Raw genomic sequence first — 22,098 nt, forward strand, 5'->3', positions numbered from 1 at the left:
TTTTGCCGCCGACTTCCTTCAGATTCCACCTCACGGTGGACACCCTTGTCTTAAGCTATGCACTTGGCACTATCAACCCGTGCTCGGGACTCTCACCCGTTAGATTGCGCCCATGCTGGGCGCACAATAATAAAAACCTTAACTACCGCTGTATTGGTAATTAAGGCTTCTAATCAATCATATAATTTTTAAGATTCTGTGGTGTTAATTCTAGTGGAATTATTAATGAAATGGCATAATCATTATTGCATAGAATTAATGAATTGGTGTATACTTCACCATCACTACATACTATCTTATCTACATATTCAGCTATAATGTTATCGCAATCAATGTAAGTTTTATTTTTTATTACTTCGAAGTCCTTTTCCTTTTCCTTCTCTACAACCAAAACATAACCCCCATAATCTTCATATCTTCTACTTTTTCCGTATTCCGACTCTATAACCTTCAGTATTCTTAGAATGTTTTTTTGTACCTTCAGTGGTAATGCTTTTATTTTGTTCTTTTCTTTTAGATATGCTATTTTTATCATTTTATTACCTCCCAATAATATAAAATAACTCTTACCTGTATTTCGTACAAGTAAGAGCTTTCATATTAATAATATATATTTACTATGTAATTTAATTACTTATTTTTTACATATACAATGCATAATTCACCATAATGTTCAATAGTTTATATCATGAAAATAGTTGAATTTTATATTTCTTATATATGTTTACTTTCAAAATAAAATAAGACATTTAAATAACTATATTAGTTAGATGTCTCACTATATAGGTTATAAAATTAGATATATTTTATTAAAATCCAATAATTTGCTTTTTTCCATCATACCTCTTTATAATTTTAATATTATGCTCTATTATTTGCCTAATATTTGCAATAGTACTTATTAACATACTATTTAATACTATAACTTCAACTAACCTATCATCAGCAGTAATAAATTTCATTATATATATTTTATCATCTTCTAATATCCATTCCTCTACCTCTTTTATTTTTAATTGAGAAATTTCATCACCAACACTATTTGTCATAAGTAAATTATATAACTCTTGCTCATTTTCAACTACAACCATAGCTCCAAATTCTTTAATTGAAAATTCCTCAAGAGAAACTTTATTATTAAGACTATCATAAAAACTTTTAAATTCATTATAAATCTCTGCTTTATATTTTAAGCCAATATTAACTGTATGTATATCATTGTATCTATATATAATATTCATTAATAATTCTTCCTTTCACTATTCTGTTTTATATAGTATTAGTATTTCATAATTTTAAAAAACTATGTAATGTAAACATAAGAGGAGTATGTATAAAAACATACTCCTCTTATCGTTACAATATTTCTTTAACAAGTTCATTTATTTCTTTCTCAATGGCTTCTATACTGTTAATTTCTAAGCCTACTTCACTATGTGCCTGCATGGACTTTTCTGCAAGTTTAACGTGAATTTCATTAGTTTCATCAAACTTTGGTATTGCTATATTATCAAGAATATGAGCTGATTTAAACCATGAAATATATGCATCAACGAAGTCTCCGATAATTTTAGAATTTAATATTGCACATAAATAATGGGCTTCACTCTCATTGTCAAATGGAACCATAATATTGTTATGGTCTGGTAATACTAGCTTGCCATCTTTACTACTAATAACACACGTATTCATGCCTTTAGACTGTAATGTTTTCCACACCACTTTATATGGAGCCTTAGTATATTCCCCTATATTATATAAAACATGAACAGGTATTGTTTTTTTACTTGTATCTTTATAATGTTTAGTATATATCCCTCTACTTTTAAGAATTTGTACAAATTGTTCTGAATAAGGATTAACATTACTATTATAAAAATAATTATACGTATTAGTATACCTTTCCCTAAATTCCTCCATATCTAGCGGATGTTTAAAATTTTCTTGATATGGGACAATTATAGAATACGGTGTCTCATATCTCCATTTTCCGATGTCTCTCCCTCTTACTAATGGATAAACTAAATCTTTTTCTATTATACAGGTTACATCTGGAATATCTTTCTTACTATTTTCTGGGGTACTTTTAATCAGTAATTTACCTCTATTTTCTTCAATTACATTTACCCAGTATATACCATTGGCACTTGTGTCTATTCCCTTACGCCCTCTATACTCACTATTTCCAACTAAGCTTTTAAACAATTCAAGCTCTTCTTCATACGTTACTATCCATGCAGAACTCACATTTTCTGATAATTTAATTGGTTCAGCTACCATATCATCTTCTTTTAATTTTGCTAATACTGAATCTAATAAATCATCACTATCTATTATTCCTCTATTTTTTCTAGTCCATTTTTTATAGTCTACAGGATAACTAGTCTGTTCACCTTTTTTCATTATTATTATTGCAGTTTTATTAGATGCCCCTAATGATTGAAATGGCTGAACTTCAACAAAATCCTCAACTTTTTCAACTTTAACTGGGATTTCTTCTCTTATCATAAATTTTCTAAATCCCTCACCGCCACCATGTGCTTGCAATAAATTCTGATTTATTATAAATCCTAAATGACCGTTATCTTTTAAAAAATTATCCATGACTACATAAGTCAATAAAACAGAGATATCATCATGTGCACTTCCTAATCTAGCCTGTAAGCCTATAAAATCAAATATTTTATAATTATGCCAATGTGCATGAATACTTTCTCTATAGTCCTCTGGTAGAGTTTGCCAGTTCACCCATGGAGGATTTCCAATTATATAATCTACTTTTTCATGGAAAATGGGAGCAAACGCATTCTTTATAATTTGTGTCCATACCTCCATTATACCTTTGCCTTTAAGTTCTTCAATTTGTTTATAAAAAATGTTAGTTAATTCTTTTATTTCATGTTGCTTGTCTAAATCATACTTTTTTATATTAGGACACAACTTAATAATCTTACTCCATAATTCTTCATTAAAATCAAGTTCATTTTCAACATTTTTATTAAATATATCAAGTATCTGATATAAGCTTTTCTTATTTTCTGTTAATTCTAATGGTATTTCATAAATACCAGCCCTTGTAGATAGTTTTCTAACAATATGATTACCTTTAGGTTGTTCTAATATTGTTAGCATAGCATCACAATGGAATATTGGTAATTCAATTTCTTCCGTTGTTGAATCTAGCAAATCACCTAATGCAATTATATAATTAGCTCTAGCAGAAATAACTGCCAACGGATTTAAATCAAATCCATGTATATTATTAATTATTTTATCTAACAACTCTTTTTTATCAAGGTGTTGATTATTTCTTATTATTTCCTTAATTGCAATAACAATGAAAGTTCCTGACCCACAAGTGGGGTCTAGAATGCTTTTATTAATATCACCATTTAAATTGAGCAAGTTATAAGTTCTTTGAGCTAACCAGTCAGGGCTATAATATTCTCCCAAAGCATGTCTTAAGCTTCTTGGCAATAAATAATTATATAATTTTTTTAATAAATCTCTAGAATTTCCTTCATCTAAATTTATTGTATCGTAATTATATTCATCAAACATCTTTAACATTCCAACTATTACTTCATATATATCATTATCCCATACATTTAAATACCATCCAAAGAAATCACCTTCAAGAAAATTCCTTATTCCTAAGTCTTTAAACCTTCCGCCACTTTCTATATTTTTCATAGTTGTATATGCAATACGATTTGTTTCATATTTTAATCCATGTTGAAAAGCATTTTGCTTTTTATGATGATATAATATTTTTATAACTAATATTTTTATTAATAAAGCATAATACGTATGGATAGAAAATATTAAATAATCTAATTTTACTTCTTCTTCATCTAATCCATATATAGATTTAATTTCATTTAAATCTATTTTTAAAGTATCATAACTATATCCAGATACTTCTCTAAATAATGATTTCCATTGTTCAAATATCAAATTTAATCCAACATTTGTATTAATATTTTCTCTAATTGCCTTATAAAAAATATTAATTGTATTTTCAGCTATTTTGCTTTTAAATCCAAAGTCATTTACTAAGTTAGATATTGTTACAGCCTTATTGTCAAGTTGAAGTGAAAAAAGTCTTTTCAAAAATTTTTCTATTGAAAATTTATTTCTATCTTCTGGTTCTGATACATACCAATCTGTACTTAAGTAGTGAACATATATAAAGTAATTACCATCAAATATTATTCCTAATATTGAATCTAAGTTTACTTTCTCTTTATCAGAATACCCCTTTATCTGTCTTTGAACTTCTTCTATATATGCTTCATTGGCTGATTTTCTAGCATTATAATGATTTGCTGATTCAATAGCTCCTGGAACTTTATATTCTAAATCTACACAATTATACAATGCGTCTATTCTTCCTCTAAAAACAGTGTTCTCATATAATGGATTTAATTCTATTCCAATTTCTTCTGCAACATTATTCAATAAAGGTATAAATGCCATTTTAAAATCTTCTTCAGTTCTTTTTCTTTTTTTCACTGAAAATTCTTCTACTACTTCTTGTATCTTTTTATCTAGTTCTTCTCCGTTTTTCAACATATAATCTTCTATTAATTTAATTATATCTTTTTTCATAAATCCCCCTATAGCTAAATTTATTACCAGTATTATTTACTAGCTAGTATTATTATAAGACAATCAGTATCATTTGTAAATACTAGCTAGAACTATTTTTAATATTTTTACTAGCTAGTATTAAATGTTGAAAAATCTCCATTATTTAATATAGATTGCTATTTTATAAATTTATATTTATGTACAAACCTCTTTACTAACATAATTAACGGGAAATTTCATGGTGGCTTGGAGGATTACCTTACCACCACATCTTCATCTAATTTTAGTAAAAACCGCACTTATTTATGGTACGGTTCTCCACTCCTAATCCTAAATGCCCTATAAATCTGCTCTAAAAGCATAACCCTAAAGAGTTGATGGGGGAAAGTCATCTTTGAAAAGCAGAGTTTATAATTTGCCCTTTTTAAAATTTCCTGGGAAAGTCCTAGAGAACCACCTATTATAAAGGCTATGTGGCTGCTTCCACCTAAGGTACAGTCGCCTATGAAGTTCGACAATTCCTCTGAGGAAATCATTTTTCCCTTTAGATCTAAAGCCACTACATACATATTATCTTTAATATGCTTTAAAATAGCCTGTCCTTCTTTTTCCTTTATAGACAACTCCTCCTTTTCTGAGGCATTATCTGGTGTTTTTTCATCAGGTACTTCTATAAGATCTAGTTTACAATACCTGCTTAATCTCTTGCTGTATTCATCTATGGCCATCTTTAAGTATTTTTCTTTAAGTTTTCCTACACTAATTATTGTTATGTTCATTATTGTCTCCCTTATAATATATTAGTTTTTTATATAGAATCAATTCTATATAATATTATTCAATAAATTTTATTTAAAGGATATTCTTATTTATACTCTATCCAACAATTCTAATAATATTTTAAGCAAGAAGCTAATCTTAGCTTTCCTTTAAATTAGTAAATTATACTGAATTTTCAACAAAAACAAGGGCTAAAGAATTAACCCAAACTCCTCAGCCCTTATACAAAATCTCAATATTTACTTATGTTTTTAACCAATTCTAATAAACTAGCAATTAATTATAAATTATTAATTCAAACTACTTTCCAACACCACAGCATTTTTTATATTTTTTACCGCTTCCGCATGGGCATGGATCATTTCTTCCTATTTTTTCTTCTTTAACAACAGTTTTAGAATTTGCCCAAGCTTTTTTGATTTCTTTTCTCTTCTCTTCTGAGAATATTCCATCCCATTGTGGTAAAGTATATAGATAGTCTGCTTTTGCATCTAACATATTGAAATATAGCTTTTCAAAGTTGATTTTAGCATCTATTTCAGTATCTTCTTCAAAGCCTTCTAAAGGTAATTCTTCTTCTAAACTTTCATTAATTCCATCTAAAAATCCCATAAAGAAAACTGTAGATGCATCATATTTTTCTGCTAATTCCTTAAATGTTCCTTTTAATTCATTGTTGTGAGTTGCTAAAAGTTTAGTGTATACACTCTCTTCTACAGCACCATACTCATCCCAAAAGGCTTGCTCGCCCTTTGTCTTAACATAATCTACCACCATGTCTGTCCATTGTTTATATAAACTCATAATCCCTATCTCCTTTTACTTAATATTACTTTAATCTTTAAATATCTCTTATTATAATTAAGTTTGTAACTATTTTCAAGTATAAACTACATGAACATAAATGCTATTTCATAGCATCTACTTCTGTTCTTCCAATTGGTTTTGATATATCTATATTTCCACCTAAAGTATCAATATTTTTATTTTCTATCAGTATATTAACTTTATTTATATAATCTAAGCTAGTAAGAGAATATACTATACTCTTTAGGCATATTATTTCCTTTTGTCTATCCATTTTAGACTTAGCTTCAGAACTTAAGTTAACATAGGCTACACCATCTTTTACTGAAATATTGAGTACCCTGGTTTCTCTATTTATTATTGGATCTAATTTACTCTCTGTAGAAGGCCCATTTATGAGCTCCTCCATAACTGTTTTAGCAATAACTTCTTTCTTGTTCATTACCCTAGGCTCTTTAGCAAATTGCTCTTTTCCCTTGTTTTTAGAACTATCAAAATATAGGTCTACGGATAAAAAGTTTTCCTTTTCCTTCTCTGATAATTTCACATTTTCTAATTTTTCCTTATTAAGAGAACTTATCTTATCCTTCTTTTCACAAGCTGTAAAACTTAAGGTTATTGTACATACTAACAATAACATAGTAAAGAATGTACAAAACTTTCTATTCATATAAAACACTCCTTAAAAATTTATACACCCACTGGGTTTACTTCTTTCTGCCACTTTTAATTCTATATCTATTCCTTGTCTTAATCCATTGTCGTTTAGTATATTTAGTACTGTTTGATAAGCTAAATCTGGTTGATTATTTGTATTACTTAAATGACCTAAAAAAATAGTTTTCTTCTTATCCTTCATTATATCCACTATAGCCCTGCCGCAATCATCATTAGATAAATGCCCTACATTACTTAAAATTCTTCTTTTTAAATTATATGGATATGGACCGAATTTTAGCATTTCTACATCATGATTACTTTCAAGAAGAATTACTTCACAGTCATTTATAGAGTCTTTTACTTCTTTAGAAAAGTGTCCTAAGTCAGTAGCTATACATGCTTTCTTTTGTTTGTAGCAAATAACATATCCATTAGGATTTGCTGCATCATGGGATATTGAAAAATTTAGTATGTCCAAATCTTTTATTTCAGTATGTGCACTTTGGAATATTTTTATATTATGCTCTTTTATTTTGCCTATATTACGGTTCATTGCATCCCAAGTATCTGCATTGGCATATATAGGTATGTCATATTTCCTAGAAAGCACTCCTACTCCTTTTATGTGGTCTATATGCTCATGGGTTACAAATATGCCGTCAATTTCCTCCGGCTTTTCTCCTATATCTTTTAAAGCATTTTCTATATGTTTCCCTGGTAATCCAGCATCCACTAGTATTTTAGTTTTGTCCGTCCCTATAAAAACGCTATTTCCACTGCTCCCACTATATAAAGGACAAAATATCATATTTACACAATCTCCATTTCTACTCTACTTCTCTTCTTATATTTGCGCCTAATTCTTTAAACTTCTCTTCTATGTGAGGATATCCTCTATCTATATGTTCTATTCCTATTATTTCTGATTCTCCTTCAGCCATCAAAGCAGCTATAACCATAGCAGCTCCAGCTCTTAAATCTGTTGCTTTTAACACTGCTCCTGTAAGCTTGTCAATTCCATCTATTATAGCTGTTCTTCCCTCTACCTTCACATTAGCACCCATTTTCTTCAATTCATCCACATGTTTAAATCTGTTTTCCCATATACTTTCATTAACTATGCTTCTTCCTTTAGCAGTACATAATAATGAAGTCATTGGTTGCTGTATATCTGTTGGGAATCCTGGATAAGGTAGTGTTTTTATATTTATTGCATTTAAATCTTTATTACTTATAACTTTAACAGAATCTCCATTTGGAACAATTTCTACACCAGTTTCTACAAGTTTTGCAGAAATAGATTCTAAGTGTTTTGGAATTACATTTTTAATTGTAACTTCTCCACCACAAGCTGCTGTAGCTATCATATATGTTCCCGCTTCTATTTGATCAGGAATTACACTATAGTTGCATCCAGTTAACTTTTCCACACCAAAAACCTTAATTACATCTGTTCCTGCGCCTTTTATATTTGCCCCCATTGAGTTTAGGAAGTTTGCTACATCTACTACATGAGGCTCCTTTGCAACATTTTCAAGTATAGTTACTCCTTCAGCTAATGTGGCTGCTAACATAACGTTAATTGTAGCTCCTACACTAACCACATCAAAAAATATTTTAGTTCCTATTAATTTATCCGCCTTCACTATTACAGCTCCGTGCTCTATAACCACATGTGCTCCTAATGCCTCAAATCCTTTTATATGCTGGTCGATAGGTCTTACCCCTATTGGACATCCCCCTGGAAGATCAACCTTTGCCTTTTTAAATCTTCCTAAAAGAGCTCCTATTAGGTAATATGAAGCTCTCATCCTTCTAGCATCTTCTGTACAAGCTTCTGTTCCATTTAAATTGCTACTATCTATATGTGCAGTATTTCTCTCTTTATTTACTTTACAACCTAAGTTTTCTAGTATTCTCTCTAAACAATGAACATCTTCTATGTCAGGAATATTATCTATTTTGCAAACACCTTCGCTAGCCAATATAGCTGCTGGTAATATAGCTACAGCAGCATTCTTTGCTCCGCTGATTTCCACTTCTCCAAAAAGCTTGTTTCCACCATTTATAATTAACTTTTCCATTTATAATATCCATCCTCACTTACGATAATTTTAAAATTAATTCACAAAGATTATTATATCATAACTTAATTATTTTTTAATAATATTTTTTAATTTATATTCAAGTAATTTCTGTATTTCTATTAAGTTTACTTTAAAACATTATAAAAAAAAGTCTAATATGATATAATAATAATGTAGTAAATAAATATACTAATTTGGGGGATACAAATGAAATATGAAGTAGTAGCTTTATTCGATAATAATTCAACTTACCACATGGATAATATTCTTAATAGAACCTGCAGAAAATATAAATTGACAAAAAATTTCCCAAGTGCATACATACATCTTGGTACTGTTTGGGATATAAAAATAGAAGATTTAGATTCCATAATACATAAGGTTTTAAAGCCTTACAAAAAATTTAAAATTCAATTAAATAATAATATATTAGTAGATGAAAATAACAAACTTATTAGCTTAAAGGTTGAAAATAAAGGATATATAACTAGAATATCTAGAAATTTAAATGAAACCTTATCTCTATCTGGTTTTCCTGTTAAAACGCAAAAGGAAGATGAGGAACTTTACATTCCTTTAGCCAATATACTCAATAACAAAAGGAATTATTTTATTAAAAATAATAATTTTCATCCTTTATGGAACTCAAACCCAAACTATACCTTTAAAATCAATAGGATAGAGGTTTGGAAAAATTCAAATAATAGGAGAGATTCCAGTATTAAAAAATATGAATTGAGAGATTACTAAAGTGCATAAGTGCTTTATAAATAATTGTCATAAAATAGAATTGTTATTTATTGTCTTAAATAAAACTAATAGCCATACTTTTCTAAATATTATTTTATAATTTTTATCTGTAATCGTTTCATAAACTTTCAATATTATCAAAAATTCGATAAAATATACTTATAATTTAAAATTAGAAAGGCGGCTTTTATTTATGAAATTTGACAAATTGTTCTCCTTACAAAGGGATCTAAATAATCATATAGAGCAAGCACACCATTTAACGGGTCCACTTTTGTCTAAAAAAATACTGGCTTTACAAGTTGAAATTGGAGAATTAGCTAATGAAACTCGATGTTTTAAGTATTGGAGCAATAAAGGACCTTCAAGTAAAAGTGTAATTCTTGAAGAATATGTGGATTGTCTTCATTTCATATTAAGCATTGGTCTTGATAAAAATTATGATAATATAACATTTACACCAAATAAATCTGATACTGAAATTACAGATCAATTTTTAAACTTATTTATAGATATAAATGACTTCATAACCTGTAACTCAAGAGACCACTATATAACGCTATTCCAAGACTTTATTTCATTAGGACTTAGCTTGGATTTTTCAATAGATGATATAGAAAATGGATATTTAGAAAAGAATCAAATAAACCACAAACGCCAAGAAGAAGGTTATTAATATTTTTCACCTCCCGTATTTCAGTAATACATTATTAGTATTATGGTTAAAATAATATGGGAGGGTGATATTATGCTTGGAATTCTAATGTCAATAATATCCGGAATTTCTATGAGTCTACAGGGAGTTTTTAATACTAGATTAGGCGAAAAAATAGGAACCTGGGAAACAAATGTCTTTGTGCAAGGCACTGGCTTTGTTATTACTTTAATAATTTTATTTCTAGCTGGAAAAGGTAACTTTAAAAACATCAAATCTGTAAACAAATTATATCTTCTTGGAGGTGTTTTAGGGGTAATAATAATCTTTACGGTCATGGAAGGTATAGAGAAGTTAGGCCCAACATGCTCTATAGCTACCATATTAGTAGCCCAATTGGCAGCTGCAGGCTTAATAGATGCCTTTGGACTTTTTGGTAGTGAAAAATTACATTTTGGTATAACTAAATATATTGGCATAGGGCTGATGATATTTGGCATTATACTTTTTAAATGGAAGGGTTAATTTATTAATTTTAAGGGGGATGGTTCATGGACTTCAAGCAAATAGAAGCTTTTATAAGCGTTGCCAAGCTAAAAAGCTTTTCAAAAGCTGCAAACGATATCTTTTTATCACAACCTACTATAAGCTCTCATATTTCTAGTTTAGAAAAGGATTTAAATGTACAACTCTTTGATAGGACTTCTAAGGAAGTAAATTTAACACCAGCTGGAGAATCTTTTCTTGAATATGCCATAGACATAATTAATATTAGAAATAATGCTGTTAGCAATATTTCTTGTTTTAACAATAATATATGTGGTAGACTAAGCCTATTAGCCAGTACCACTCCTTGTAATTCTATAGTTCCAAAATTAGTTTTAAAGTTTAGTGATAAATATCCTGAAACTACTTTTGATGTAAAGGAACTTAGTTCTGGAAATATTGTTAAAAACATACTAAATCTTAATGATGAGCTAGGAATAATTGGGACATACATAGAAGACGATAAAATAAAGACTTACAAACTACTAGAGGATGAACTTGTAGTAATTTCCAGCAAAAGTTTAAATCTACCAGATATAATCGATGTAGATACTTTAAAAAAGCAAAAATTTATAATGAGAGAGAAATCTTCTGCTACTAGAGCTACTATGGAATCTGAGTTTAAAAAATATGGAATAAATTTAAACTCTTTAAATGTCATATGCGAAGTAAATAACATAGACACTTTAATTCAATTTGTAAACACAGGTATGGGAATCTCCATAGTCTCAAAGAAGATTTTCGAAAACTGCTCTAACTCTAATAAACTAAAAATAAGTAAGATAAAAGATATAAATATAAACAGAGGAATCTACTTAATTATAAATTCTAAACGCACATTAACCCCTTGTGGAAAGGCTTTCTTGAAACTTTGTGCTGATGAGTACAATCTTAAATTGTAATACAATGATATTTTACATGTGGTAAATAGGAGCTGTTGCACTAAGACAAATACTATAATATATTGTACTAATTTTAAATTTACGAGACAATATATTATATGTAATTTCTTATACAACAGCTCCTTTACATTTAACCTTAATGACATCCTCCACAACAAGAGCAATTTCCACTACAATTACCCTTTCCGTAGTACTTCCCCTTATATACCCTTTCCACTTCATTACTTCCGCATTTTGGGCATTCCACTTGTTCATCATGAGCAGCTATTTCAAAAAACTCACTTCCGCATTTTTTGCATTTAAAATCAATTACAGGCATAATATCCCTCCAATAATATAATTTTTAAATATATATAATTTTAAAGCTTTTTACTTCATATACTAAACTATAAAACCTTACCTTTATTTTAACACTTAGCTTCATTTTAAACTATAATATAATGTAACACTTTTAGGGGGTTTTTTATATAAATGTTATCACTTAAAAATAAGATGGAAAAAAATCTAAGACTCTCACTAAATAACAATGTGTATAAAAATTATAGAGTTCTGATTCATTACAAAGCCTTAAGAAAAAAAATGGAAAATAAAATTAATAACTATAAAGGTAGCATAATTAGGCATATGGAGAGTATAAATACCTTTTGTGCTTATGTATCACCTTATACCCTTAATAGACTACTAGAACATCCAGAAATAGATTATGCTTGTTTTGACGAAATGGCTATATTATGCGGAGAGGAACAAGGAGTAGCAGAAGCTAATAAAATTTCTCTTAAGGGGAATTACAAGTTAACTGGTAGAGGAATCGGCATAGGATTAATAGACACTGGCGTTTATCCCCATGAGGATTTAAAAAAACCCTATAACAAAATAATAGAATTTAAAGATTTAGTGAAAGATTATAAATATCCCTATGATGACAATGGCCATGGGACATTTATAAGCGGTGTCCTATGTGGTAGTGGTGAAGCTTCTAATGGCAAATTTAAAGGCATTTCAGAAAACAGTCATCTGTACTGTATAAAAGCTTTTAATGGCATTGGAAAAGGCTATATCTCTGACATATTATTTGCCTTAGAAACCCTAATAACTGAAAGTGATGTAAACAATATAAAGTTAATTTGTCTCCCTTTTGAATATTTGAATAATGATAATTTTATACTCTCTTTATTTAACACTCTTTTTAAAAAAGCAGATGAAAAGGGTATAACAGTTCTAGTGCCCGCAGGTCATAATGGAAATGCACAAAACTCCATAAGAGGTATTGCTACCCTAAATAGTTGTATTACTGTAGGCGGAATAGACACTAGTTGTATTCCTCCTAAACCTTATGAGTTTTCCTCCTCAGGCCCTTATAAAAACTTTCAAAAGCCTGACTTAGTAGCTGCTTGTGTAGACATAACATCTTTAAATACTGATTCATCCTATTTATCAGAGAGAAATAACATGAAAATTTATCCTAAGCCAATTAAAAATCCATACACCTCATATACTGGTACTTCTTGTGCTACAGCATATATATGCGGCCTCTGTGCACTACTGTTAGAAAATAACCCTAACCTAAAATTTAAAGATATTTTATCCTTACTAAAGGTTTCTTGTAATTTATTAAATATGCCTAAAAATATACAGGGCAATGGGGTAATAGATATAGGTAAACTTCTTCCCTAATACAATGTATTTTCACATAACTACTAATACTATTCCTTGCAAATAGCCATAATAAATAATATAATTTAATTAACTAATAATATTTATTATTAAATACTATTTACAAGGAGTGGTTATACTATGATCAGCCAAAGATTATTTGATGAACTAAACAAACAGGTTAATTATGAATTTTATTCTGAATACCTTTACCTAGCAATGGCAGCCTATTGTGAGTCATTAGATTTAGAGGGTTTTGCAAATTTCTTTAAAGTTCAAGCAGAAGAAGAAAGATTTCATGCAATGAAAATTTTTAATTATATAAATGAAATGGATGGAAGAGTTACTTTAGATGCTATAGAAAAGCCTTGCAATGAATATGATTCTGCTTTAGATGTATTTGAGAAGGCTTTAGAACACGAAAAATTAGTAACTAGCAGAATTTATCATTTAAGTGACATAGCTACAGACGAAAGAGAACATGCTACTATAAGCTTCTTAAAATGGTATATAGACGAACAAGTAGAAGAAGAAGCTACTTTTAGTAAGCTTGTAAAAAAACTAAAATTATTAAAAGACGACAGCCACGGTTTATTTATGTTAGACTCTGAGCTTGCTCAAAGAACTTTCACACCACCAGTTACTAACTAAAAAGCATAAATTGCGGGGCAATTTATGCTTAAGTGGTAGTAAACTAGTGAGCTATAGTAGGCTAGTAGGTTAGTAGGTTAGTAAAAGATAACATAATTTCACGTTCGTTGTGAAATTATGTTATCTTTTTTAGCTTAACTTAAAGATTTTCTATAGAGAAGCGGATAAAAATCCTACTTTAGTAGGCTGTTCTATACCCTTGACGATTTACACATAACCTTAAAAACAATGCTTTTAATAGCGTAATGAATATGAATTTTAGAACTATTGAACTAACCTTAGAGCTTCTTTAACTTCGCTTCTTTTAGCAACAGCATCTACAATTATTGCTATAGCTCCATCTCCTGTAACATTGGTAGCTGTACCAAAGCTATCCTGTGCAGCATGGAGAGCAATCATAAGTCCTTGCTGGGCTGGATTAAACATAAGCATATCTTGAAGGAGTCCTAAAGATGCCATAACTCCTCCCCCTGGTATTCCAGGTGCTGCTACCATAGTTACCCCTAGCATTAATATAAATGGAAACATAGTACCAAAGGTTGGCATAGCACCATTCATAATCATAACTCCCATAGATGCTAATACTAACGTTATTGTATCTCCTGCTAAGTGTATAGTAGCACACAATGGAATGACAAAATCATTTATGTCCTCTGAAATACTATTCTTCCTTGCACTTTGCAAAGTTACAGGTATAGTTGCCGCTGATGATTGAGTTCCCAAAGCGGTAAAATATGCTGGCATCATGTTCTTAATAGACTTAAAAGGCTTTTTTCCACTTATCATCCATGCAATACTATACTGTCCTACTAAATAAGCTATTTGAAGTAAAAATAAAATAATATATACTGATGAGAATGCCTTTAACGTTCTAAATATGTCCCCGGAAATAGTTAATTTAACAAATATACCTATAATGTATACTGGTACAAACGGTATTAATATATTTTTAACTACTAAAGATATTATGTGTTGAAAATCTTTTGCACTATTAAATAATGTTCTTCCTTTAATTTTTGACATTCCAACTCCAAGCATAAAAGCCATTACAAGAGCTGTCATTACTCCCATAATAGGATCTATCTTTAACGAAAAATAGGGCTTTATATCTACTCCTGCTTTTTTTGCTATTTCTTCTGCCTTTAGTACCTTAGGCAAAATAGACATTCCTATAAAATATGAAACCGTACCCGCTATTATTGTTGAAATGTATGCAATAGCAGCTGTCAAAGCTAATAGTTTTCCTGATTCTTTTCCCAGCTCAGCAATTCCTGGTGCCACAAAAGCTATTATTATACACGGAATTATAAATCCTAAAAAAGCCCCAAATAATTCACTAAATGTAACAAAAATTCTAGGTATAGCGTAATTTCCTACTTTTGATGATACAACCCCAATAATAATACCTAAAATTATCCCTAATATAAGTCTTGGTAATAAACCCATTTTTTTCATTTGTTAGCCCCTTTCTTATTTATATACGATTTTTTAACTAAGTTTTACTATCCTCTAAAGTCACCTATTTTTACCCCCTTTTTCATTTCATGTACGTCTCGTAAATACATTTGTATTTTATAAATTAAAAAATATGTTAACATCTTTTTTAAAGCATGTCAACATATTTCTTCAGTACACTCTTTATAATTTTATTATAATATTAATTATATACTTGTAACTTTCCCATATTTCTCTTTAATTTGTAAGATCCTTAAATATTTCTTGAGCTATTTTAACGGATTCTCTAGCATCTTTTGCATAGTAATGAGCACCTATATTTTTTGCGTAGTCTGGATTTAAAACCGCACCACCTACAAAAACTTCTACCTCTAATCCAGCTTCTTTTAACGCTTTAATAGTCTCTTCCATACTCTTTACAGTAGTGGTCATTAGAGCACTTAATCCCACTAACTTTGTACCCCTTACTTTTGCTTCTTCCACTACCTTTTTAACAGGCACATCTTTTCCTAGGTCAATTACTTTAAATCCATAGTTTTCTAAAAGTAATTTAACTATATTTTTTCCTATATCATGGATATCGCCTTGTACTGTGGCTAATATTATTTCTCCCTTATAGATCTCTTTTTTTCCCTGCTCTCTGATTTTATTTTTTATTATATTAAAAGCACTTTTAACTGTTTCTGCCGATTGGATAAGCTGAGGTAAAAATATTTCTCCCTCTTCATATTTTTTACCCACTTCATCTAATGCAGGTATCAAATATTCTTCTATAATTTCTAGTGAGCTTTTGGAATTTAAAAGCTCCTTTGTGGTATTTACGGTTTCTTCCTTTAGCCCAGATATAACCATATGCCTTAAACTTTTACTTTTCCCTTGAATCTCCGGTTTATATTTATCTTTAGATGGAACTATTTTTTCCACATAGTTCTTTCCTCCAATATCCTCTCCAGCAATAACTCTATAAGCATATACAGTGTTCATAGCTTCCTTATCCATAGGATTTATTATCACTGCATCAACTCCCATAGCCAATGCCATGGATAGATATGTTCTGTCTAAAAGTCCTCTATTAGGAAGTCCAAAAGATATATTAGTTATTCCTAGTAAAGTTTTAACTCCTAATCTTTCTTTTACTAATCTAACAGTTTTTAAAGTTTCTATAGCTTCTTTCTGTTGCGCTGATACTGTAAGCACCAATGAATCTATTAATATATTTTCCTTAGGAATACCATATTCTTCAGCCTTATCTACTATTTTTTTTGCGATATCAAATCTTTCCTCTGCAGTAGCTGGTACTCCATTCTCATCTAAAGTTAATCCTATTACGCAAGCACCATATTTCTTAACTATAGGAAATATTTTTTCCATGACTTCTTTTCTGCCATTTACAGAATTTATAATTGGCTTACCATTATATACTCTAACAGCTGCCTCAATAACCTTGCTGTCAGAACTATCAATTTGAAGAGGGGTATTTATAATCCCTTGGATTTCCTTTATAGCCTTTACCATAACCCCTTTCTCATCTATTCCAGGTAAACCTAAATTTATATCTATAAAATCCACACCACTGTCCTTTTGCTCAACCACCTGATTAAGTAGAAAATCCATGTCTTCATTTTCTAATGCTTCTTTAAAGTCCTTTTTACCTGTGGGATTTATCCTATCACTTACAACCTTGGCTCCTTCATCTATTATAATGGTCTTGGAAGAACTACATAGAGTAGTTATTTTAGGTGCACAAGTTTTTACTACTTTCATGCCTTTAATTAGATTTACAGTCTCTTCTATATACCTTTCGTCTGTTCCGCAACATCCACCCAAAATACTAGCACCCATTTGTGCAATATCCTTAATACTTATTGCAAACTCTTCTGGTTTTAAGCTATAAGATAGCTTTCCATCTTGCATTTGTGGTAACCCTGCATTAGGTTGAACCATAATAGGTAAATGAGCATAGTTGCAAATCTCTCTAAGGATACCTTTAATTTCTTTAGGGCCAAAGGAACAATTAACTCCCAGTGCATCCACCCCTAAGCTTTCCAATATAGTCACCATAGTTAGAGGATCTGTTCCACTTAAAGTTCTTCCATCTTTCCCAAAGGTCATGGTACATAGTACTGGTAAATCTGTATTCTCCTTAGCAGCTAATACTGCCGCCTTAGCCTCATATATATCCGACATAGTTTCTATTAATATAAGATCACAGCCAGCCTTATATCCTGCTACTATTTGCCTTTTAAATATATTGTAAGCCTCTTCAAAACTTAAAATCCCCATAGGCTCTAAAAGTTGTCCAATAGGTCCCACATCTAGAGCTACATATTTACCATTGCCAACTTTTTTAGCAATGTTTACTGCACTTTCAACTACCTCTTCTACGGTAAAATTAGTATCCTTTAGCTTATACTCATTAGCACCAAAGGTATTAGTAGTAATTATATCTGCCCCTGCTTTTATATATTTTTGATGTATTTCAGTAATTTTGTTTGGTTGAAGTATGTTATAAGTCTCTGGAATCTCTCCTGCCAGCAAACCGCTTTTTTGGAGCATAGTGCCCATAGCCCCATCAAAAAATAAGATTTCTTTGCCTAATCTCTCTCTAATGATCACAATAGCCCTCATCCTTTCTGTATATGCAACTTTTATAATTACTACAATTTTTACAATGTGCTTTTTTATTAAATTCTTTATCTTCAATTCCTTTTTTATTAAATTCTTTGTCCCAAATTCCTATTAATGCAGTTACAGATTTTCTTGGCATTAGAATAAAGTTGTCAGTACAAGTAAGGCCTATCTTATAAGCCCCTAAAGCTCTAAGTATATCCTTTTGAATTTCTATATTAAAGTCACCATATCCAGGGCTATACCTATGGGTAATAAATAAACCTTGTTTATTTGCAAAGCTCTTAATATCGCCCTCTACCTTATCACATAAAACCTCCACTGCTGCAGTAGCACAGGCATCTAGTATTGCTGCCTTGGTAAGATTAACTCTTACATAATACCTTATGTTTTTTTCTACTATACCACCTATCGTAACTGCCATAACAGCGCAGCTTTTAGCATTACATAAATGATTTTCAATATCCCTTCCCTTTAATACAATATTTGTACCCTTAAGTTCTATGCCCTCTTCTTTTTTTATTATTGGAAATACATTGTACAAAAAATTCTCCTGAACAGCTTCTTCTGTTTCCTCTATACAATCATCTATAAGCTTATCTATATTTTCATCTATATATTGTCCCCTATAACCTAAATATCTAAGCACTTCCTTTTTATATATTGCCATAAAGATCACTACTTCCCAATTAATTCTCTTCTCAACCAATCTAGTGATTTGATAACAGCCGCTTCCCTTACCTTTTGTCTATTGCCACTTAAATTTAACTCCTTGGTCTTCACTTCTCCATTTATATAAAGACCTAAATAAACTAAGCCCACTGGTCTTTCTTCTGTTCCTCCCCCTGGGCCAGCTATTCCTGTAGTAGACAATCCTATATGCGTACCTGCTGATTTTGCTATACCTTCCGCCATTTCTGCTGCAGTTTCAGCACTAACTGCATCGTACCTGTCTAATGTCTCTTTTTTAACACCTAACCTTTTAATTTTTGCTTCATTACTATAAGTAACTGCTCCTTCTAAAAATACAGAGGATATACCAGGATAATTTATTAACCTTCCTGCTAAAAGTCCTCCAGTACAAGATTCTGCCGTAGATATAGTTAATTTGTTTTTTATTAAAATTTTAGCCACTTCATCCTCTATGGTGGTATTTCCTTCTGCTTTCATATTTATTCCCTCTTTCTATAATATCTCGTATATACTCATACAAGAATTTTATTTATATATTCAATCCTTTATTATAAGTATATCATTTTATTGAATGTTATTTTTACAAAATATTGAAGCATATTATTAATCAAATGTCTTCTATATAACTGTCCTTACATGTGTTTTTCTCAATGTTTTGTTACTTTTTATTTCTTATTATAAATAAAAATTAAATAATATCATAGAAGTTTTTTTAAATTATATTTAAAAAGCACCGGATTATATCCGGTGCCTCTATTATGTGGTAGGTTTTATTAATCTTATAAATTTATTATTGTTCAATATTCTTATAAATGTACCCATTCTATTTAATGCTTCAATTTCTTCTACATTATAACTTGTCATAAACTCTTTTGCTAATTCATAAACTGTCCTTTTGCCATCTATATTTTCCCATGTGTAAGACCCTATTTCATCTAGATGCACGTATAATTCCTTATGTGCTTTTCTAAATATCTTTAAAAGCAATTTATCTAATTTACCCTGTCTTTTTATAACCAAAGTAATATTAGAATTATCTTCCCTTTTCTCATCTATATAAGGGTTGGCTTTTACAGGTATATATTCCAATAAATTATTATGAGTTTTTACCCTTTTACTCATTTAATTCATCTGGCTTTCTTATATTAGAATAGTATAATAATACACACCAAAGCAATGCATATGGTATTAAGGATACTATTGGATTATGTAAAAATCCTATCTTTTCTCCAAATCCCATATTAACTCCGAAATATGCAAATACCGCAAGTATAACTCCCATTAATGAGTCCCCAGCTACAAAGCCTGATGCTATTAATATTCCTGATTCTCTTCTTAAAGCTAGTTCCTCTCCTTTTTTTCTCTTTTCTAGCATTCCTCTTATGAAACCTCCAAGAATAGGTGCTGTTGATAGAGATATTGGTAGGTAAAGACCTATAGCAAATGGAAGAACTGGAATTCCTAAAAGTTCAACTACCGCACCAATAGCCATTCCTATGAATAATAATATCCAAGGAAGGTTGCCTGTAAACACCCCTTTAACAACTAATGACATTAGTGTTGCCTGTGGTGCTGGCAAAGCTTCTGAACCTATTCCATAAGCTTTATTTAATAGATTAATTACAAATCCAATAACCAAAGCTGATGATACAACTCCTATTAACTCTCCTATTTGTTGCTTCTTTGGAGTTGCTCCAACTAAAAATCCTGTTTTTAAATCTTGAGAAGTATCCCCTGTGATACCTACAGCAATACATACTATAACTCCTACAGATAATGCTGCAAGCATACCTTTTTCTCCTGTACTTCCCATAGCTTTTAGTATAAGTGAAGTAACTAATAATGTTGCTATAGTCATTCCTGATATTGGGTTATTTGATGTAAGTCCAACCATTTTAGCTGCTACTGGCACAAATAAAGTTGTAAATATAAGAACTAGTAATGCTCTAACAAATCCTAATTTTAGTGGTGGGAAAAATGCTATAAATACAAAGATTATTCCTATTAAACCCAGTACAACAACCATATTTAAGTCGTTATCTGTTCTTTTCATACCACTTCCTGAATTTCCATTGCTTAATTGTTCAAATCCCATTTTAAAGCTTTTAAACATTACAGGTATTACTTTTATAAAGCTCCAAACTCCACCAAATACAACCGCACCAGCTCCTATGTATCTTAAATAAAAACTCCAAACTTCTTTAACTCCAAGTTCTGCTATTGGAACAGTAGCTGGATATACTGCTGCTGTAAGACCTGCTCCAAAATATTTTATTAAAGGTATAATTACTAACCAACCTAATGCTGCACCTGAGAACATTATTGCAGATATTCTAGGTCCCATAACATATCCTACACCTAAAAGTGCTGGTGTAGCTTCTATTCCTATGAATGCATTTTGGAATCCCTTTATTAGAGTTCCAACTCCACTTTCCCAAAGCTTGAATCCGTTTACACAAAGGGTGTAAAGACCTGACAAGCCTCCACCAATAAACAGCATTTTAGCTGATTTACCACCGGATTCTCCTGCAACTAGTACTTCTGCACAAGCAGTTCCATCTGGGAATGGTAATTCACCATGCTGATCAGATACAAAATATCTTCTAAGTGGTATAAGTATTAATACTCCTAATGTTCCTCCTACAAGTGCCATAATAGCTACTTGAGTCACACTAACTTCCATACCCCATACTATAAGTGCTGGTACTGTAAATATAACTCCACCGGCTATAGATTCCCCTGCTGATCCTATGGTTTGTACCATATTATTTTCTAGTATAGTTCCTCTTTTCAATATTCCTCTAAGAATAGCCATTGAAGTAACTGCACAAGGAACAGACGCCCCAACAGTTTGTCCTAGTCTTAATCCAAGATATGCATTAGCTGCACCAAAAACTATGGACAATATACATCCTAAGACTATTGCTTGTAATGTAAGTTCTGGCATAGTAATGTCTGATGAAACAAATGGCTCATATTGATCACCAGGTATCATTTCATATGCTCCGTGAGATAGCTTCTTTCTCTTAGTACTCTCTTCTTTCTTTAGTTTTCTAGCTTCCACTTAAATTCCCCCTAGTTGTATATATTTAATAATGCTGAAAATTTAAATATTTCCAACTAGTATTATAATTATATGAATTAATAATGTCAAATAATTTCAAGTAAAAATTTAATAAAATTTAATTTTATTTAGAATATTTTATCTTATGTTTAATTATTTATAACAATATTCATT

20 protein-coding genes and 1 pseudogene are annotated in these 22,098 nt (G+C 30.4%); 6 read left to right on the plus strand and 15 right to left on the minus strand.

Annotated features, from left to right (window positions below):
- Nucleotides 1-169: 169 nt before the first annotated feature.
- From FGK85_RS10535 to FGK85_RS10570, 8 genes are all read right to left on the minus strand, one after another.
- On the minus strand, nt 170-535 hold the full coding sequence (locus FGK85_RS10535; protein ID WP_138206402.1) for a hypothetical protein: 366 nt from the start codon (nt 533-535) through the stop codon (nt 170-172).
- A gap of 274 nt (nt 536-809) precedes the next feature.
- Nucleotides 810-1,241 carry a hypothetical protein gene (locus FGK85_RS10540; protein WP_138206404.1) on the minus strand — a complete coding sequence of 144 codons (432 nt, stop codon included), beginning with the start codon at nt 1,239-1,241 and terminating at the stop codon, nt 810-812.
- 115 nt (nt 1,242-1,356) lie between these two features.
- The gene (locus FGK85_RS10545; RefSeq protein WP_138206406.1) at nt 1,357-4,611 is read right to left on the minus strand and encodes an Eco57I restriction-modification methylase domain-containing protein; all 3,255 of its coding nucleotides are present in this window, start codon (nt 4,609-4,611) and stop codon (nt 1,357-1,359) included.
- A 281-nt stretch (nt 4,612-4,892) separates the two neighbouring features.
- The gene (rlmH, locus tag FGK85_RS10550) at nt 4,893-5,372 is read right to left on the minus strand and encodes a 23S rRNA (pseudouridine(1915)-N(3))-methyltransferase RlmH (protein ID WP_138206408.1); all 480 of its coding nucleotides are present in this window, start codon (nt 5,370-5,372) and stop codon (nt 4,893-4,895) included.
- A 301-nt stretch (nt 5,373-5,673) separates the two neighbouring features.
- Complete coding sequence (locus FGK85_RS10555) at nt 5,674-6,177, minus strand: SEC-C metal-binding domain-containing protein (RefSeq protein WP_138206410.1); 504 nt, start codon at nt 6,175-6,177, stop codon at nt 5,674-5,676.
- Between the two features lie 103 nt (nt 6,178-6,280).
- Nucleotides 6,281-6,850, minus strand: a complete 570-nt coding sequence (locus FGK85_RS10560) for a GerMN domain-containing protein (RefSeq protein WP_138206412.1) — start codon at nt 6,848-6,850, stop codon at nt 6,281-6,283.
- 12 nt (nt 6,851-6,862) lie between these two features.
- On the minus strand, nt 6,863-7,648 hold the full coding sequence (locus FGK85_RS10565; protein ID WP_138206414.1) for an MBL fold metallo-hydrolase: 786 nt from the start codon (nt 7,646-7,648) through the stop codon (nt 6,863-6,865).
- A 19-nt stretch (nt 7,649-7,667) separates the two neighbouring features.
- Entirely contained in the window at nt 7,668-8,924 is a 1,257-nt protein-coding gene (locus FGK85_RS10570) for a UDP-N-acetylglucosamine 1-carboxyvinyltransferase (protein WP_138206416.1), read from the minus strand.
- Between the two features lie 210 nt (nt 8,925-9,134).
- Between FGK85_RS10570 and FGK85_RS10575 the strand changes: the two genes are divergently transcribed.
- The 4 genes from FGK85_RS10575 to FGK85_RS10590 all read left to right on the plus strand — a co-directional run bounded on the left by FGK85_RS10575 (nt 9,135) and on the right by FGK85_RS10590 (nt 11,780).
- On the plus strand, nt 9,135-9,677 hold the full coding sequence (locus FGK85_RS10575) for a hypothetical protein (RefSeq protein ID WP_138206418.1): 543 nt from the start codon (nt 9,135-9,137) through the stop codon (nt 9,675-9,677).
- Nucleotides 9,678-9,870: 193 nt separating this feature from the next.
- A complete protein-coding gene (locus tag FGK85_RS10580; RefSeq protein ID WP_138206420.1) occupies nt 9,871-10,353 on the plus strand; it encodes a dUTP diphosphatase in 483 nt (160 codons plus the stop codon).
- Between the two features lie 72 nt (nt 10,354-10,425).
- Complete coding sequence (locus FGK85_RS10585; protein WP_138206422.1) at nt 10,426-10,857, plus strand: DMT family transporter; 432 nt, start codon at nt 10,426-10,428, stop codon at nt 10,855-10,857.
- Nucleotides 10,858-10,883: 26 nt separating this feature from the next.
- Nucleotides 10,884-11,780 carry a selenium metabolism-associated LysR family transcriptional regulator gene (locus FGK85_RS10590; protein WP_138206424.1) on the plus strand — a complete coding sequence of 299 codons (897 nt, stop codon included), beginning with the start codon at nt 10,884-10,886 and terminating at the stop codon, nt 11,778-11,780.
- A gap of 136 nt (nt 11,781-11,916) precedes the next feature.
- On the opposite strand, the gene FGK85_RS10595 is transcribed toward FGK85_RS10590, so the two are convergent.
- On the minus strand, nt 11,917-12,099 hold the full coding sequence (locus tag FGK85_RS10595; RefSeq protein WP_138206426.1) for an FmdB family zinc ribbon protein: 183 nt from the start codon (nt 12,097-12,099) through the stop codon (nt 11,917-11,919).
- Between the two features lie 152 nt (nt 12,100-12,251).
- Between FGK85_RS10595 and FGK85_RS10600 the strand changes: the two genes are divergently transcribed.
- Nucleotides 12,252-13,454 carry a S8 family serine peptidase gene (locus FGK85_RS10600; protein ID WP_138206428.1) on the plus strand — a complete coding sequence of 401 codons (1,203 nt, stop codon included), beginning with the start codon at nt 12,252-12,254 and terminating at the stop codon, nt 13,452-13,454.
- Between the two features lie 120 nt (nt 13,455-13,574).
- Nucleotides 13,575-14,084: a ferritin gene (locus FGK85_RS10605; protein ID WP_138206430.1), complete on the plus strand. Its 510-nt coding sequence runs from the start codon at nt 13,575-13,577 to the stop codon at nt 14,082-14,084.
- Between the two features lie 264 nt (nt 14,085-14,348).
- Here FGK85_RS10605 and FGK85_RS10610 read toward each other — a convergent pair whose 3' ends face one another.
- From FGK85_RS10610 to FGK85_RS10635, 6 genes and pseudogenes are all read right to left on the minus strand, one after another.
- On the minus strand, nt 14,349-15,539 hold the full coding sequence (locus FGK85_RS10610) for a dicarboxylate/amino acid:cation symporter (protein WP_138206432.1): 1,191 nt from the start codon (nt 15,537-15,539) through the stop codon (nt 14,349-14,351).
- A 237-nt stretch (nt 15,540-15,776) separates the two neighbouring features.
- Nucleotides 15,777-18,167, minus strand: coding sequence for a homocysteine S-methyltransferase family protein (locus tag FGK85_RS10615; RefSeq protein ID WP_138206434.1), 2,391 nt, complete (start codon nt 18,165-18,167; stop codon nt 15,777-15,779).
- On the minus strand, nt 18,145-18,837 hold the full coding sequence (locus tag FGK85_RS10620) for a methionine synthase (protein WP_138206436.1): 693 nt from the start codon (nt 18,835-18,837) through the stop codon (nt 18,145-18,147). The genes FGK85_RS10615 and FGK85_RS10620 overlap by 23 nt, the downstream gene beginning before the upstream one ends.
- 8 nt (nt 18,838-18,845) lie before the next feature.
- A pseudogene (locus FGK85_RS10625) lies at nt 18,846-19,310 on the minus strand (nicotinamide-nucleotide amidohydrolase family protein); the annotation flags it as partial.
- Nucleotides 19,311-19,616: 306 nt separating this feature from the next.
- Nucleotides 19,617-19,982 carry a PqqD family protein gene (locus FGK85_RS10630; RefSeq protein WP_138206440.1) on the minus strand — a complete coding sequence of 122 codons (366 nt, stop codon included), beginning with the start codon at nt 19,980-19,982 and terminating at the stop codon, nt 19,617-19,619.
- Entirely contained in the window at nt 19,975-21,855 is a 1,881-nt protein-coding gene (locus tag FGK85_RS10635) for an OPT family oligopeptide transporter (RefSeq protein WP_138206442.1), read from the minus strand. Before FGK85_RS10635 ends, FGK85_RS10630 begins: the two co-directional genes overlap by 8 nt.
- Nucleotides 21,856-22,098 lie beyond the last annotated feature (243 nt).

Source organism: Haloimpatiens lingqiaonensis, assembly GCF_901447495.1.
Classification (GTDB): Bacteria; Bacillota; Clostridia; order Clostridiales; family Clostridiaceae; genus Haloimpatiens; species Haloimpatiens lingqiaonensis.

Excerpts from the sequence above, each read along its gene's own strand:
- FGK85_RS10535 (WP_138206402.1), bottom strand. The coding sequence starts at position 535 with ATGATAAAAATAGCATATCTAAAAGAAAAGAACAAAATAAAAGCATTA.
- FGK85_RS10540 (WP_138206404.1), bottom strand. The coding sequence starts at position 1,241 with ATGAATATTATATATAGATACAATGATATACATACAGTTAATATTGGC.
- FGK85_RS10545 (WP_138206406.1), bottom strand. The coding sequence starts at position 4,611 with ATGAAAAAAGATATAATTAAATTAATAGAAGATTATATGTTGAAAAAC.
- rlmH (WP_138206408.1), bottom strand. The coding sequence starts at position 5,372 with ATGAACATAACAATAATTAGTGTAGGAAAACTTAAAGAAAAATACTTA.
- FGK85_RS10555 (WP_138206410.1), bottom strand. The coding sequence starts at position 6,177 with ATGAGTTTATATAAACAATGGACAGACATGGTGGTAGATTATGTTAAG.
- FGK85_RS10560 (WP_138206412.1), bottom strand. The coding sequence starts at position 6,850 with ATGAATAGAAAGTTTTGTACATTCTTTACTATGTTATTGTTAGTATGT.
- FGK85_RS10565 (WP_138206414.1), bottom strand. The coding sequence starts at position 7,648 with ATGATATTTTGTCCTTTATATAGTGGGAGCAGTGGAAATAGCGTTTTT.
- FGK85_RS10570 (WP_138206416.1), bottom strand. The coding sequence starts at position 8,924 with ATGGAAAAGTTAATTATAAATGGTGGAAACAAGCTTTTTGGAGAAGTG.
- FGK85_RS10575 (WP_138206418.1), top strand. The coding sequence starts at position 9,135 with ATGAAATATGAAGTAGTAGCTTTATTCGATAATAATTCAACTTACCAC.
- FGK85_RS10580 (WP_138206420.1), top strand. The coding sequence starts at position 9,871 with ATGAAATTTGACAAATTGTTCTCCTTACAAAGGGATCTAAATAATCAT.
- FGK85_RS10585 (WP_138206422.1), top strand. The coding sequence starts at position 10,426 with ATGCTTGGAATTCTAATGTCAATAATATCCGGAATTTCTATGAGTCTA.
- FGK85_RS10590 (WP_138206424.1), top strand. The coding sequence starts at position 10,884 with ATGGACTTCAAGCAAATAGAAGCTTTTATAAGCGTTGCCAAGCTAAAA.
- FGK85_RS10595 (WP_138206426.1), bottom strand. The coding sequence starts at position 12,099 with ATGCCTGTAATTGATTTTAAATGCAAAAAATGCGGAAGTGAGTTTTTT.
- FGK85_RS10600 (WP_138206428.1), top strand. The coding sequence starts at position 12,252 with ATGTTATCACTTAAAAATAAGATGGAAAAAAATCTAAGACTCTCACTA.
- FGK85_RS10605 (WP_138206430.1), top strand. The coding sequence starts at position 13,575 with ATGATCAGCCAAAGATTATTTGATGAACTAAACAAACAGGTTAATTAT.
- FGK85_RS10610 (WP_138206432.1), bottom strand. The coding sequence starts at position 15,539 with ATGAAAAAAATGGGTTTATTACCAAGACTTATATTAGGGATAATTTTA.
- FGK85_RS10615 (WP_138206434.1), bottom strand. The coding sequence starts at position 18,167 with ATGAGGGCTATTGTGATCATTAGAGAGAGATTAGGCAAAGAAATCTTA.
- FGK85_RS10620 (WP_138206436.1), bottom strand. The coding sequence starts at position 18,837 with ATGGCAATATATAAAAAGGAAGTGCTTAGATATTTAGGTTATAGGGGA.
- FGK85_RS10630 (WP_138206440.1), bottom strand. The coding sequence starts at position 19,982 with ATGAGTAAAAGGGTAAAAACTCATAATAATTTATTGGAATATATACCT.
- FGK85_RS10635 (WP_138206442.1), bottom strand. The coding sequence starts at position 21,855 with ATGATACCTGGTGATCAATATGAGCCATTTGTTTCATCAGACATTACT.